The organism is Streptomyces sp. NPDC048434 (assembly GCF_043200375.1).
Lineage (GTDB): Bacteria > Actinomycetota > Actinomycetes > Streptomycetales > Streptomycetaceae > Streptomyces.
Genome location: NZ_JBICXQ010000015.1, coordinates 184625 through 197174, shown reverse-complemented (window position 1 = coordinate 197174; position 12550 = coordinate 184625). Strand labels below are relative to the sequence as shown.

The window sequence follows — 12550 nt, the reverse complement described above, 5'->3', positions numbered from 1 at the left end:
CGGGCTGCGGGCTGCGGGCTGCGGGCTGCGGGCTGCGGGCTGCGGGCTGCGGGCTGCGGGCTGCGGGCTGCGGGCTGCGGGCTGCGGGCTGCGGGCTGCGGGGTCAACGAGTGTTCGGGGCGGTGGAGGTGGGGCGGGAGGGGGGCGGGGCCGGGGGGGAGGCCCCCTCAGCCGCTGACGCCGCGGAGCACCATCGCGACCGCCGCCTCTGTGATCTCATCCGGGTCTTCTGCGGCGCCGAGTTCGATGCGACGGACCGCGGCGTCGACGACTCCCTGGAGGAGCATGGCCGCGAGTCGGGGCTGTGCGTGGCCGAGGGCGGCGAGCGCCTCGACGATCATGGCGATCAGCCCGCCGTGCGCCGCGCGAATTTTCTCGCGTGCGCCGGCGTCCAGCTCGCCGGCCGAAATGGCGACGACGGCGCGGTGGCGCCGGTCGCCGACCAAGGCGAGCTGCCGGCGCACATACGCCTCGACCTTCTGCTCGGGCGTGTCGACGCGCTCCATCGCCGCTTCCACCTCAGCGGCCCAGACCGGGAAGTCGACGGCGCACAGTTCCTCGACGACAGCGGCACGCGAGCGGAAATACTCGTATACGGAGGAGCGCGCGAGACCCGTGCGCTCGGCGAGGGCGGGGAAGGTCAGTGCTTCCGTTCCGCCTTCGGACAGCAGGGTGCGGGCAGCGTCCAGAAGGGCGCCGCGCTGCATCGTCCGGTGCTCGGCCACGGAGGCCGCTCGAATCCTGGGCACCTCACCACTCTACGGATGACGCGCCCGTCGTGGCACTCCGCATGGCGACACGGCGTACGGAAGTCCTGGTGTCCAGGACGCGACTCAGCGTCCGACGTCAGCGAGCTTCGCTCTGAGCTGGAGTACGGACTTGGTGTGGATCTGGCTGACCCGGCTCTCCGTGACACCGAGGACGTTGCCGATCTCGGCGAGCGTGAGGCCTTCGTAGTAGTAGAGCGTGACCACGGTCTTCTCGCGTTCGGGGAGGGTGTTGATGGCGCGCGCGAGCAATCGTCGCAGCTCGCGGTCCTCGGCGATCTCGACGGGGTTCTCGGCCGCCGTGTCCTCGAGGGTGTCCATCAGGCTCAGCCGTTCGCCCCCCTCACCGCCGACGTGCAGCAGCTCTTCCAGCGCCACCACATTCGCCAAGGACAGCTGGCTGAACACCCCGTGGAGTTCCTCCAGCGCAACGCCCATCTCCTCGGCGACCTCTGCCTCGGACGGGGTGCGGCGCAGTTGCGCTTCGAGGGTGGCGTAGGCCCGTTCGACGGCACGGGCCTTCTGCCGTACGGAGCGCGGAATCCAGTCCAGTGCGCGCAGCTCGTCGATCATTGCGCCGCGGATGCGGGTGATGGCGTAGGTCTCGAACTTGATGGCGCGTTCGGGTTCGAACTTCTCGATGGCGTCGATCAGTCCGAAGACTCCCGAGGAGACGAAGTCAGCCTGTTCGACGTTGGGGGGCAGGCCGACGCTGACGCGGCCGGCGACGTACTTGACCAGCGGCGAGTAGTGCAGGATCAGCTGTTCCCGCAGCCGCCCGTCACCCGACGCCTTGTATGAGCGCCACAACTCGTCGAGCGAGGTGGGCGGGGCGGGGCGCACGCTGCCGCGCGCGGCGGGTGGTACAGCCGCACGGTCAGACCCGGAGGTGTGCTGGGGCATTCGTCGCCTTGAGCCGTTCTGCCGAGACGCGGGTGGATGGATGTATGAGGATTGAATTGCCTGTGAGCGTAGCGTGACCGAAGCGTCGCGGTGCGCGAGGATGGCAGGTTCGGGCGTGCGCAGATACGTTCCGCTGCCCGCACCTCAGGGTTACCTCGTACGGCGTGGCGAGACCCGGACAGGGAGCCGGACGCGGACCCCCGGAGGACCGTGCGGACGGACGTGGTGACACGGCGGGCGGGACCTCGTGCATCCCCTGCGCCGCATCGCCGTGTCCCCACGGATCGGGTCCGCGCCCCGAAGTACGCCAAACCTGGATTCTGCGGTCATTCCCCTCACCCTTTCACCCGTTCGCCCCAGGTCAAGTACCGCCTCGCCGGGAACCGTCGGTCGTCTCGGCGCGTCGCGCCAACTCCCAGCCGTCCCCGCACTTTTGAACGAATCCGAGGGACAACAGCTCGAAGAGTTTGCTCCGGGTGACATCGCGGGGCGTGCCGGCTTCCTCCGCCAGATGGCCGGTGTCCGAGCTGCCGCGCGCGGGCAGCGCTTCCAGTACACGCGTCGCGACGGGGTCAAGGAGGTCGCGGATGCGGGTCGGGCCCTGCCGCTCGGGGGCGAGGTCGCCGATGCTGCCGACGAGTTCGATGACCTCGTCGGCGTCGGTGACCACCGCGGCCTCGCCGCGCAGGAGTTGATGCACACCGGCGGAAAGCCCGCTGGTGACCGGGCCCGGCATGCCCATGGTGAAGCGCCCGAGGGCCAGCGCTCGCCGGGCGGTGACCAGCGAGCCGCTGCGGAGTTCGGCCTCCACGACGACGGTGCCTCTGGTGAGTGCGGCGATGACGCGATTGCGCTGGATGAAGCGGCTGCGGGTGGGGTGGTCGCCGGGTGGTAATTCGGCTACCACCAGGCCCTGTTCGGCGATCCGGCCGATCAACTCGGTGTGGCCGCGCGGGTAGGGGTGGTCGACGCCGGAGGCCATGACGGCGACGGTCGCGCCGTCCGCGGCCAATGCGCCGCGATGAGCTGCGCCGTCGACGCCGTAGGCGGCTCCGGAGACAACGGCCCAGCCGCGGTCGGCGAGTCCGGCGCTGAGGATGGTGGCGAGGTGCGCGCCGTATTCGGTACAGGCCCGGGCGCCGACAACGGCGACGGAGCGCAGCGCCCACAGTCTGAGGTTGGCCGTCCCGCGCACCCACAGACCGACGGGGCGGGCATCACCGAGGTCGTCGAGCTGGCCGGGCCATTCGTCGTCCCCGGGGCAGAGGAACCGGCCGCCGAGCGCGGTCACAGCATCGAGGTCCGCGGCGGGGCGGGCCCGGGCGGCGCGGAGCCGCAATCCTGCGATCTTGGTCGAGGTTGCGCCCGTGAGGGGGGCCGTCGAGTCGTCGGAGAGGGTTTGCCAGAGGGCCACCGGGCCCATTTCACGTAACCAGCGGCCGGCGGTTTCATCGCCCGGTTCGAGGATGCGGGTGAGGGCCGCGCGGGCGATGCGTTGTGGTTCGTGTCCCTCGTGGTGGGCGGACCGCCGGCCTGCTGCCACCGGCTGTGCGGGAGGCGACTCGGCTGTCGTGTGCATGGCGTGGCCCGGCTCGGCCGTCGGAGCGGGCCCATGGCCGCGGTCCTCCATGGCGCTGGCCGGTTCACCCGTGGCGAAGCCCCACGCATCGGTCCTGGTCATGGCTCACGCCTGCCCGTGCGGAGGTGCGGCGGTCGTCGCGGTCTGGCGCTTGCTTCCGCCCCCGCCCACCGCCGTCAGCGCGCCGCGGCGGACCCCCGTGCGGAGTTCCAGTGCCCAGTTGACGTCTTCGCTGGTGGGGCGGTCGCGGCCGGACAGGTCGGCGGCGGTCCAGGCGACGCGGAGGATTCGGTCGAAGCCGCGGGCCGTGAGGAGACCGCATTCGAGGTCACGTTCTGCCGGGGCCAGGGCGCCCGGGTGGACCTGCCAGCGGGTGCGCAGTTCATGGCCGGGTACCTCGCTGTTGGTCTGCCACGGTGTGCCGGCGAGACGGGCCGCGGCGCGCTCTCGGGCGGCGTGTACGCGTTCGGCCACGGCCGCGGTGGATTCGGCGCCGCGGCCGAGGGCGACCAGTTCGGCGCGGGCGACCGGTTCCACGGCGATCCGGAGGTCCACCCGGTCCATCAGGGGCCCGGACAGCCGGGCGCGGTAGCGGCGGATGGAGGACGGCCGGCATTCGCAGCTGCCGCTGGTGGTGCCGTGTCGTCCGCACGGGCAGGGGTTGGCAGCGAGGGCGAGGAGGAAGCGGGCGGGCATGCGCATCATGCCTGCCGCGCGGGCGACGACCACATGGCCGGATTCCAGTGGCTGGCGTAGTGCGTCCAGGACACGTGGGCTGCATTCGGCGGCCTCGTCCACGAACAGCACGCCGTGATGGGCCAGGGATACGGCTCCGGGGCGGGGCAGTCCGGTGCCGCCGCCCACGAGGGATGCCATCGTCGCGGAGTGGTGCGGGGCGCAGTAGGGCGGCCTTTGGACGAGTGGCTGTCCCGGCGGGAGGGTGCCGGCCACCGAGTGGACGGCGGTGACCTCCAGGGATTCCTTGGGGGACAGCACCGGCAGGAGTCCTGGGAGGCGTTCGGCGAGCATGGTTTTTCCGGCGCCGGGCGGGCCTTTGAAGAAGATGTGGTGGCGTCCGGCGGCGGCTACTTCCAGGGCGCGGCGGGCGCTGTGCTGGCCTGCGACGTCCGCGAGGTCGGGGGTGTGGTCGCCGGGTGGCAGGCCCGCGCTGATGCCGGTGCCGGGCACGACCAGCCCGGCGAGCAGCGGGTCGGGGCGGCCTTCTTCACGGAGATCTTCCTCGTCGGGCACCGGTTCGTCGGCGAGGACGGCGATGAGCTGGCGCAGGCTGCGGACGCCGAGGACGGAGATGCCGGGGACCAGCGAGGCTTCGGCGGCGGTCTGTTCCGGGACGACGACCTGGCGGTATCCGGCGTCGGCGGCGGCCAGTACGGCGGGCAGCACGCCGCGTACCGGCCGGACGCGGCCGTCCAGGCCCAGTTCGCCGATCATCATCAGGTCGGTGAGTTCGCGGGGGTCGAGGCGTTCGGCGGCGCCGAGGACCGCGCAGGCCACGGCCAGGTCGAATCCGCTGCCGCCTTTGGGTACGGAGGCCGGGCTGAGGCCGACGGTGAGCTTTTTCTGCGGCCACTCGGCGCCGGAGTTCACGACCGCGGCCCGCACCCGCTCGCGGGACTCGATGAGGCTCTTGTCGGGCAGTCCGACGAGGGTGAAGGCCGCGACGCCGGGTTCCAGGTCGGCCTGGACCTCGACGACGACGCCTTCGACGCCCACCAGGGCGACGGAGCAGGTTCGGGCGAATCCCATCAGGCCACCCCTCGTGCGTGCTGGACGACCGGGGCTCCGCGGGCCGGCAGCAGGACGCCGATCACATCGATCCGTACGCCGCCGGGTGGCGGGCCGCCGTGCCGTTCCAGCCAGCGTTCGGCGAGCAGCCGCAGCCGGGCGGTCTTCTCAGGGCGCACGGCCGCCATGGGGTGTTCGTACCAGCCGGCGCGGCGGGTTTTGACCTCGCAGACCACTACGGCGTCGCCGTCGGCCGCAACGATGTCGATCTCTCCGTCGCGGCAGCGCCAGTTGCGGTCCAGGATGCGCATGCCGGCCTCGATGAGCCGCCGGGCGGCCAGGTCTTCGCCATAGCGGCCGAGTGCGCGCCGACGGGCGTCGGCGGGTTTGGCCTCCGCGGGGTCGGTGTTCCCCGGCTCGGCGATCATCGGAGCGGTGGCCGGTGGCTTGGCGGCTGCCGGTCCGACAGCCGGTGGCCTGGGGGTTGCCGGCTCGACGGCCGTGCGCGTGCCCGCAGGTGGCTTACGTTCCGTGGGCGGCGCTCCTGAGTGCGCCCTCCGTGCCCGCTCCGCGGTCTGTGCGTCGTCCCCGGCCCTGCGGCCGGCCTGCATGGCGTTCATGCGGTACCACCTCCGGCACCGACTGTGACGCTCCCGCCCCGAACTATTGGATCTTGGTGGACAGTGCGCCGGTTGTGGATAACCCGCTCACCCGTCCGGGTTGCGAAGGGGGGCCCAGGGCATGCCGCCCACTCCGGCGGCTCCGGCCGCCTCAGCTGCCCGGAAGATCCAGATCGCTCTTGTTGAGCTCCTCGATGTTCACGTCCTTGAACGTGAGCACGCGCACCTGCTTGACGAAGCGGGCGGGTCGGTACATGTCCCAGACCCAGGCGTCAGCCATCGACACCTCGAAGAACACCTCCCCCTGAACCGAGTGCACCTGCATCTCGTAATCATTGGTGAGGTAGAAACGCCGCTCGGTCTCGATCACATATTTGAACAGTCCGACGACGTCGCGGTACTCCCGGTAGAGCTTCAGCTCCATCTCGGTCTCGTACTTCTCGAGGTCCTCGGCACTCATGGCAGATCCCCTTCAGCCGTGCGTCCCCCCATTGTGCGTCAGACCCGCTCGGTCTCCAGGAGCACTGGCGCATCGGGTGGCCCTTCGTCGAGCAGCGTGCGCAGCAGCTCGGCGAGTCTGGTTGGATACACCGTCTCATGCGAGGCGGACAGTTCCTCCGAAGTCCACCACCTCAGTCCCGAGACGCTGCGTCGCTCCAGGTCAGTCTGCCCGCCGGTGTCGGTGACAGTCCGGTCGGTCCGTCCCAGGTAATACCACTCGTCCTGCTCCCAGCGCCGCCCGTCGAACGGGAAGGCGCACCGGCGCTTCCACAGGACGGGGCCGAGGACGGCATCGACGATGCCGGTCTCCTCGGCGAGCTCGCGGCGGGCCGCCTCTTCGCGGGTCTCCGTGGCTTCCAGGCCGCCCCCGGGGGTGAACCACCACCTGTCGGCGGGGCGGTCCGGTTCGAAGCCGTGGAGCAGCAGGATCCGGTCGTCGGGATCGAGCAGCACGATGCGGGAGACCTGGCGCACCGCGTTCGCCTCCGCTGCGTCGGAACCGGCCGCTGACCCACGGGCCGCGGCCGGTTCCTCGGCGCCCCGTCGCGGCCTCTCAGGCACCCTTGCGCGCCCTACGCCGGGCGAGGGGCCCGTAGGCCGCGCCGATGAGGATGAGGACCGCACCGGCGACCACCGCGAGGGTGATGGGCTGTACCGGGCCGGGCTGCGAGGTGCCCCCGGGGAGGGCGGAGAAGGCCGCCGGGCGCTGCATCACGCCGACGCTGCCGAGCGGCCAGGCGCGCGCGTCGACCCGGGCATTGACGGCGCTGCGCGGTACGGAGCCGTGGTCGCCGTCGGTGAGGTGGACGCGGGAGTCGAGGGAGTCGCTGCGGTGGTCACCGAGCAGGAAGAGCTGGCCGGCGGGGACCTTGGCCTTGAAACCGATGGGTGAGGCGGGGCCGCTGCCCTGCAGATACGGTTCCTCGACGGGGGTTCCGTTGATGGTCAGCCGGCCCTGCTCGGTGCAGCAGGTGACCTTGTCACCACCGACGCCGACGACGCGCTTGACCATCGGCTGGTCGCCCCACGTGGAGTCCTTGAAGACGACGATGTCGCCGCGGCGTATCTCGGAGCCGTCCACCTTCTCCGCCAGGACCCGCGCCCCAACGGCGATCGTCGGCGTCATCGAATCGGTCGGCACCGTATAGGGGCGGTAGATCAGCGCCGCCCATACGAAGCCTCCCAGGAACAGCACACAGCCGACGGCCACGGCCAGACCGGACAGCGCACTGCCCGTCGTCCGGCCGCGGCCGTCAGTCCTGCGTTCCGTACTGCTGCTCATCCCAGCGCTCCCACCCCGCGGACCGAGCCCGCGTCGAAGATCCGGGACGGCACCTTACCTGGGGTTACGTGTTCCGGTCAGCCTGCGGCGGCGCCACATCACGATCGGCACCGCGCCGGCCAGGCCCAGAGCGGCCGGCGTCGCCGCCATGGCCTTGTTGATTCCGGGCTGGTCGAAGGTGTCCGGCACCGGCAGCATCCCCCAGCGGTTGATCGGCCAGGCGATGGTGAATGCCCGGCCGACGACCTCATCCTCCGAGACCGTGCCGTTGCCCTTGAGGTTCTGGTGGTAGCGCGAGTCGAGGGAGTCGTCGCGATGGTCGCCCATCACCCAGATCCGGCCCTTGGGGACGTGGATCGGGCCGAACGCCCGGTCGCCGCAGGGGGTGGCCCCGGGGAAGACGTACGAGTCTTCCTTGAGGGCCTTGCCATTGACCTTGACGGGGCCGGTGCCGTGGCACTCGACGGTGTCGCCGCCGACCGCGATGACCCGCTTGATCAGGTCCTTCTCCTCGGCCGAGGGCATCAGGCCGATGAAGCTGAGGACCTTCTGGACGGGATTGGGCTCGGGGGTCGGCGTCTCGTTCAGCCAGCCGCCCGGGTCGTGGAAGACGACGACCTCGCCGCGCTGCGGCTTGGAGCCGAACCACGGCGTCAGCTTGTCGACCAGCACCCGGTCCCCGCGCTGCAGGGTGTCCTGCATCGAGTCGGACGGGATCGAGAAGGCCTGCACCAGGAATGTTTTGATCAGCAGCGCGAGGAGCAGGGCGATACCGACGAGAATCGGCAGCTCCTTCCAGAAGGCGCGCGGCTTCTTGGCCTTCTTCATGCCGCCGCTCGCCTCCTCGCCCGCTGACGTGTCCAACGTGTCCGACGTGCCCGAAGGATCCGCCGGAGTCGAACGCTGCGCCTGCGCCCCTGACTGTGCTGATGACTGATGCACGGAACTCGTCGCCGGCCGCGCGGTCTCACCACGCCCCGCCGGCTCTTCGGGCTCTTCGGTTCCGGACCGCGCGCCGACCGCCAAGTCCCCCACATCTGCTCCTCACTCCACGCACTCGCCCGCCCGTCAACCGGTGCAGGCCCACCACTCCCATAACGAGCGGGAGTTCCGCAGGGGTCGGGAGTACGGTCAAACTCTCGTTGGACAGCCTATGCGGCGCGCCTGCCGCCGACGCCTTGGCGCCCGGCGCGTCGTGCACGGTCGTAAAGGTGTCCGGCTCTTCCAGGCGCCGCCAGTGGCTGAACGGCCAGCCGATCACCACGGCGCGGCCCACGACACTCTCCTCCGAGACCGTGCCACGGTACGGCTCGTCCAGGTGGAAGCGCGAATCCGCGGAGTTGGAACGGTGGTCGCCCATCACGAAGATCCGTCCGGTGGGGACGGTCACCGTGAACTTCAGCGTGGACGGCGGATTGCCCGGATGGACGTACGGTTCGGTCAGCGGGGTGCCGTTGACGGTGACCTTGCCCTGTTCGTCGCAGCATTTGACGGTGTCGCCGCCGACCGCCACGACCCGCTTGATCAGGTCTTGTTCATCGGCCGACGGCAGCAGCCCGATGAAGGTCATGGCGTCCTTGACGGGCTGGAAGGCGCCGCTGTCGGTGGGCTTGGTCTGCTCGCCCTTGAGCCAGCCGCCGGGGTCCTTGAAGACGACCACGTCGCCGCGCTCCGGCTTGGAGCCGAACCACGGCGTCAGCTTGTCGACCAGCACCCGGTCGCCGATCTTGATCGTCTGCTCCATGGAGCCGGACGGGATGACGAAGGCCTGGACGAGAAAGGTCTTCAGGACGAGGGCGATGGCCAGCGCCACGCCCACGAGGATGGGGATTTCCTTGAGGTAGGAGCGCTGCCTGCGGCGTTTGATGCGCCGCGCCATGCGCCGCCGCTCGGCCCGGCCACCGGTACCGGACCGCCCCGCCCGCCTGCCGTTCGCCGGCTCGTCCGCCCGGGAGCCGTCGCTCCCGCCGGATTCCTGAGGGTCGCCGTACGGACCGGAGCCGCCGTACGCGCCGTCGGTGCCCCGTCCCGGCCCGCCGGCGCCCCGCTTGGGCCGGCCGGCACCGCGTCCCGGCTTGTCGGCGTTCTGGTTCCCGTGGCGGGGGCGTCCGCGGTTACCCATGGGGGCCTGCCGCGGTGGGTATCCGGTCGAAGGACCGTGGGCGCTCGAAGGTGCGCCAGCGGCTCGCCGGCCAGGTGATCAGGTCCGCGCGGCCGATGACCTTGTCCACCGGGACGGTTCCGCCTCCGGGGTCACCGAGGTGGTCGCGGGAGTCGCTCGATCTGGCGCGGTGATCCCCCATGACCCACAACCTGCCCTCCGGCACCACGATGTCGAAATCCACCGAGGACGGCGTGTCCCCGGGATGGAGATACGCCTCACTCACGGGCTCACCGTTCACTTCGATCCGCCCCCGTTTGTCGCAGCAGGTCACACGGTCACCGCCGATGCCGATCACACGCTTGACGTAGTCGGTCTCGGCGGGCCGGGCCAGGCCCAGCGCCGCACCGGCTCCGCGCACCAGCCCCGTGACGGGATTCTCTCCCTGCTCCCTGTGAACGAAGGAGCCCGTGCCGTCGAACACCACCACATCGCCCCGCGCCGGCTCGCTGCCGAAACGGTACGCCAGCTTGTTGACCAGCACCCGGTCCCCGATCTGCAGGGTGTTCTCCATGGAGGAACTGGGAATCAGAAAAGGCTGTGCCACGAACGCGCTGAGCAGCAGCACAAAGGCCAGACAGAGCGCGAGCAGGGTGGCCGGCCGATGGCGCAGACCTGCCGCACGGGTAAGCAAACGCGCGGAGCGCGACCCCTGCTCCGGCCCCTGGTCGGGGGTGGGAGAGGGGTCGCGCTCCGTCAGCTGTGCGTCGGTGTTCATCGGGCCCTGAGCTTATCCGGCCGGGTCCCGAAGCCGTACGCGAGCGTGGGTTTGCGTTGCCCCGGCGCAAAAAATCGTGCTCCGGGACGGCCCGGCTCAGTTGTCGCGCTTCTCCTTGATCTTCGCGGCCTTGCCGCGGAGCTCGCGGAGGAAGTACAGCTTGGCGCGACGGACGTCACCGCGGGTCACGACCTCGATCTTCTCGACGATCGGGGTGTGCACCGGGAAGGTGCGCTCGACGCCGACGGAGAAGCTGACCTTGCGGACCGTGAAGGTCTCGCGCACGCCGGCGCCCTGACGGCGGATGACAACGCCCTTGAACTGCTGCACACGGGAGCGGTTGCCCTCGATGACGCGGACGTGGACGTTGACGGTGTCGCCCGGGCGGAAGGCCGGGACGTCGCTGCGCAGCGACGAGGCGTCGACGGTGTCGAGAAGGTGCATGACCTACTGCTTTCTTCGTTGATGCCACAGGTCATCAACGGGATATCGGAATGATGATTCGGATGCCGTTCCGTCGGGCGGGCGTCGTTCCCCCTGTGGCAGGGGCGCGCGCCGGACGCACACAGCAGCGGCCTATTCTTCCACGGCCCCGGTCCCCCGCCCAAATCGGCCGTCCTCGCCCGCCGACCAGCCAAGAGCGGCCAGGATCGCGCGGTCGTGTTTGTCGAACGCGGCGGGGTCGGCGCGCTCGATCAGATCGGGGCGGTTGACGTCGGTGCGGCGGAAGGCCTCGTCGCGGCGCCAGCGGGCGATCTTGCCGTGGTGGCCGCTGAGCAGTACCTCGGGGATGCCGCGGCCGCGCCACTCGGGAGGCTTGGTGTAGACGGGGCCCTCCAGGAGGTCGGCCATCGCGCCGGGGGCGAAGGAGTCGTCCTGGTGGGAGGCGGCGTTGCCGAGGACGCCGGGCAGCAGCCGGGCCACCGCCTCGACCATGACCAGCACCGGCGCCTCGCCGCCGGCCAGGACGTAGTCGCCGATGGAGACCTCGCGGACATCGACGCGGTCGCCGTACTCCTCGATGACGCGGCGGTCGATGCCTTCGTAGCGGGCCGGGGTGAACACCAGCCAGGGCTTGGCCGAGAGTTCGACGGCGAGCTGCTGGGTGAACGGGGCACCGCTCGGGGTGGGGACGACGATCACCGGTGCGCCCTCACCGGACGCGAGGATCTGATCGAGCGCCTCACCCCACGGCTCGGGCTTCATGACCATGCCCGGGCCGCCGCCGTACGGGGTGTCGTCGACGGTGTTGTGCTTGTCGTGGGCCCATTCCCGCAGGTCGTGGATGCGCACATCGAGCTGTCCGCGGGCGCGGGCCTTGCCGACGAGGGAGACGTTCAGCGGTTCGAGGTACTCCGGGAAGATCGTGACGACATCGAGCCGCATCAGCTGTCCTCGCGGCTGCTGGCGATCTCCGCCTGACTGTCGTCGAGGAGGCCGGGCGGCGGGTCGACGACGGCGCGCTGCTCCTCCAGGTCGATCTCCGGGACGATTTCGGAGACGAACGGGATCAACACCTCGCTGCCGTCGGGCCGCTGGACGACCAGCAGGTCCTGGTAGGGCAGATGGGAGATCTCGGAGATCCGTCCGACGGCGGCGCCGGCGCGGGTGACGACATCGAGGTCGATCAGCTGGTGGTCGTAGAACTCCTCGGGGTCCTCGGGGACTTCCTCGGGGTCGACCTCCGCGATCAGCAGGGTGTTGCGCAGCGCCTCGGCGGCCGTACGGTCCGCGACACCCTCGAAGCGCAGCAGCAGCCGGCCGCTGTGCACCCGGCCGGTCGCGATGGTGAGCGGTCCGACGGAGGACGGTTCGGTGGCGAGGACGGCGCCCGGGGCGAGCCGCAGTTCGGGCTCGTCGGTGCGTACCTCTACCGTGACCTCACCCTTGATGCCGTGGGCGCGGCCGATCCGTGCCACTACCAACTGCACGCTGTTTTCTCCCTTGCGTGTGCCTACGGCAGGTCTCCGTAGACGACTGCGGGCCGGGGCGGGCCAGAAGCCCTCCCCGGCCCGAGCCGGTGTTCAACTTGTCAGCGGACCTGGTCCACGTCGACGAGGTCGACGCGGATGCCACGGCCGCCGATGGCGCCCACGACGGTCCGCAGAGCGCGGGCGGTACGGCCGTTGCGGCCGATCACCTTGCCGAGGTCGTCGGGGTGGACCCGGACCTCGAGCACGCGCCCGCGGCGCAGGGTGCGCGAGGCTACCTGCACGTCATCGGGGTTGTCGACGATGCCCTTGACGAGGTGCTCGAGGGCTTCCTCGAGCATG

Annotated in this window: 15 protein-coding genes; all 15 read right to left on the bottom strand. The window is 70.7% G+C overall.

Annotated features, from left to right (window positions below; translation table 11 throughout):
- Positions 1-167 precede the first annotated feature (167 nt).
- The gene (locus ACGFWI_RS19780; protein ID WP_393907261.1) at positions 168-707 is read right to left on the bottom strand and encodes a TetR/AcrR family transcriptional regulator; all 540 of its coding nucleotides are present in this window, start codon (positions 705-707) and stop codon (positions 168-170) included.
- Positions 708-833: 126 nt separating this feature from the next.
- On the bottom strand, positions 834-1670 hold the full coding sequence (gene whiG / locus ACGFWI_RS19775) for an RNA polymerase sigma factor WhiG (RefSeq protein WP_393907245.1): 837 nt from the start codon (positions 1668-1670) through the stop codon (positions 834-836).
- Between the two features lie 361 nt (positions 1671-2031).
- Positions 2032-3351 carry a DNA-processing protein DprA gene (gene dprA / locus ACGFWI_RS19770; protein ID WP_393907244.1) on the bottom strand — a complete coding sequence of 440 codons (1320 nt, stop codon included), beginning with the start codon at positions 3349-3351 and terminating at the stop codon, positions 2032-2034.
- A gap of 3 nt (positions 3352-3354) precedes the next feature.
- The gene (locus ACGFWI_RS19765) at positions 3355-5016 is read right to left on the bottom strand and encodes a YifB family Mg chelatase-like AAA ATPase (RefSeq protein ID WP_393907243.1); all 1662 of its coding nucleotides are present in this window, start codon (positions 5014-5016) and stop codon (positions 3355-3357) included.
- Positions 5016-5423, bottom strand: a complete 408-nt coding sequence (locus ACGFWI_RS19760) for a YraN family protein (RefSeq protein ID WP_393907260.1) — start codon at positions 5421-5423, stop codon at positions 5016-5018. The genes ACGFWI_RS19765 and ACGFWI_RS19760 overlap by 1 nt, the downstream gene beginning before the upstream one ends.
- A gap of 343 nt (positions 5424-5766) precedes the next feature.
- Positions 5767-6075 (bottom strand): DUF2469 domain-containing protein, encoded by a 309-nt coding sequence (locus ACGFWI_RS19755; RefSeq protein ID WP_003980220.1) that lies wholly within the window; start codon positions 6073-6075, stop codon positions 5767-5769.
- Between the two features lie 38 nt (positions 6076-6113).
- Complete coding sequence (locus ACGFWI_RS19750) at positions 6114-6677, bottom strand: NUDIX hydrolase (RefSeq protein ID WP_393907242.1); 564 nt, start codon at positions 6675-6677, stop codon at positions 6114-6116.
- A complete protein-coding gene (lepB, locus tag ACGFWI_RS19745; RefSeq protein ID WP_393907241.1) occupies positions 6670-7398 on the bottom strand; it encodes a signal peptidase I in 729 nt (242 codons plus the stop codon). Before lepB (ACGFWI_RS19745) ends, ACGFWI_RS19750 begins: the two co-directional genes overlap by 8 nt.
- A 54-nt stretch (positions 7399-7452) precedes the next feature.
- Entirely contained in the window at positions 7453-8424 is a 972-nt protein-coding gene (lepB, locus tag ACGFWI_RS19740; protein WP_393907259.1) for a signal peptidase I, read from the bottom strand.
- Positions 8366-9520: a signal peptidase I gene (gene lepB / locus ACGFWI_RS19735; RefSeq protein ID WP_393907240.1), complete on the bottom strand. Its 1155-nt coding sequence runs from the start codon at positions 9518-9520 to the stop codon at positions 8366-8368. The genes lepB (ACGFWI_RS19740) and lepB (ACGFWI_RS19735) overlap by 59 nt, the downstream gene beginning before the upstream one ends.
- Complete coding sequence (gene lepB / locus ACGFWI_RS19730) at positions 9513-10277, bottom strand: signal peptidase I (RefSeq protein ID WP_393907239.1); 765 nt, start codon at positions 10275-10277, stop codon at positions 9513-9515. The genes lepB (ACGFWI_RS19735) and lepB (ACGFWI_RS19730) overlap by 8 nt, the downstream gene beginning before the upstream one ends.
- A 96-nt stretch (positions 10278-10373) precedes the next feature.
- Positions 10374-10721 carry a 50S ribosomal protein L19 gene (rplS, locus tag ACGFWI_RS19725; protein ID WP_393907238.1) on the bottom strand — a complete coding sequence of 116 codons (348 nt, stop codon included), beginning with the start codon at positions 10719-10721 and terminating at the stop codon, positions 10374-10376.
- A gap of 132 nt (positions 10722-10853) precedes the next feature.
- Positions 10854-11663: a tRNA (guanosine(37)-N1)-methyltransferase TrmD gene (gene trmD / locus ACGFWI_RS19720; RefSeq protein WP_393907237.1), complete on the bottom strand. Its 810-nt coding sequence runs from the start codon at positions 11661-11663 to the stop codon at positions 10854-10856.
- Positions 11663-12208 carry a ribosome maturation factor RimM gene (gene rimM, locus ACGFWI_RS19715; protein WP_393907236.1) on the bottom strand — a complete coding sequence of 182 codons (546 nt, stop codon included), beginning with the start codon at positions 12206-12208 and terminating at the stop codon, positions 11663-11665. Before rimM ends, trmD begins: the two co-directional genes overlap by 1 nt.
- A gap of 101 nt (positions 12209-12309) precedes the next feature.
- Positions 12310-12549, bottom strand: coding sequence for an RNA-binding protein (locus ACGFWI_RS19710; protein ID WP_003980229.1), 240 nt, complete (start codon positions 12547-12549; stop codon positions 12310-12312).
- Between the last annotated feature and the right edge of the window lies 1 nt (position 12550).

Excerpts from the sequence above, each read along its gene's own strand:
- ACGFWI_RS19765 (WP_393907243.1), bottom strand. The coding sequence starts at position 5,016 with ATGGGATTCGCCCGAACCTGCTCCGTCGCCCTGGTGGGCGTCGAAGGC.
- lepB (WP_393907240.1), bottom strand. The coding sequence starts at position 9,520 with ATGGGTAACCGCGGACGCCCCCGCCACGGGAACCAGAACGCCGACAAG.
- lepB (WP_393907241.1), bottom strand. The coding sequence starts at position 7,398 with ATGAGCAGCAGTACGGAACGCAGGACTGACGGCCGCGGCCGGACGACG.
- rplS (WP_393907238.1), bottom strand. The coding sequence starts at position 10,721 with ATGCACCTTCTCGACACCGTCGACGCCTCGTCGCTGCGCAGCGACGTC.
- ACGFWI_RS19780 (WP_393907261.1), bottom strand. The coding sequence starts at position 707 with ATGCAGCGCGGCGCCCTTCTGGACGCTGCCCGCACCCTGCTGTCCGAA.
- ACGFWI_RS19755 (WP_003980220.1), bottom strand. The coding sequence starts at position 6,075 with ATGAGTGCCGAGGACCTCGAGAAGTACGAGACCGAGATGGAGCTGAAG.
- dprA (WP_393907244.1), bottom strand. The coding sequence starts at position 3,351 with ATGACCAGGACCGATGCGTGGGGCTTCGCCACGGGTGAACCGGCCAGC.
- lepB (WP_393907239.1), bottom strand. The coding sequence starts at position 10,277 with ATGAACACCGACGCACAGCTGACGGAGCGCGACCCCTCTCCCACCCCC.
- ACGFWI_RS19760 (WP_393907260.1), bottom strand. The coding sequence starts at position 5,423 with ATGATCGCCGAGCCGGGGAACACCGACCCCGCGGAGGCCAAACCCGCC.
- whiG (WP_393907245.1), bottom strand. The coding sequence starts at position 1,670 with ATGCCCCAGCACACCTCCGGGTCTGACCGTGCGGCTGTACCACCCGCC.
- trmD (WP_393907237.1), bottom strand. The coding sequence starts at position 11,663 with ATGCGGCTCGATGTCGTCACGATCTTCCCGGAGTACCTCGAACCGCTG.
- ACGFWI_RS19710 (WP_003980229.1), bottom strand. The coding sequence starts at position 12,549 with ATGCTCGAGGAAGCCCTCGAGCACCTCGTCAAGGGCATCGTCGACAAC.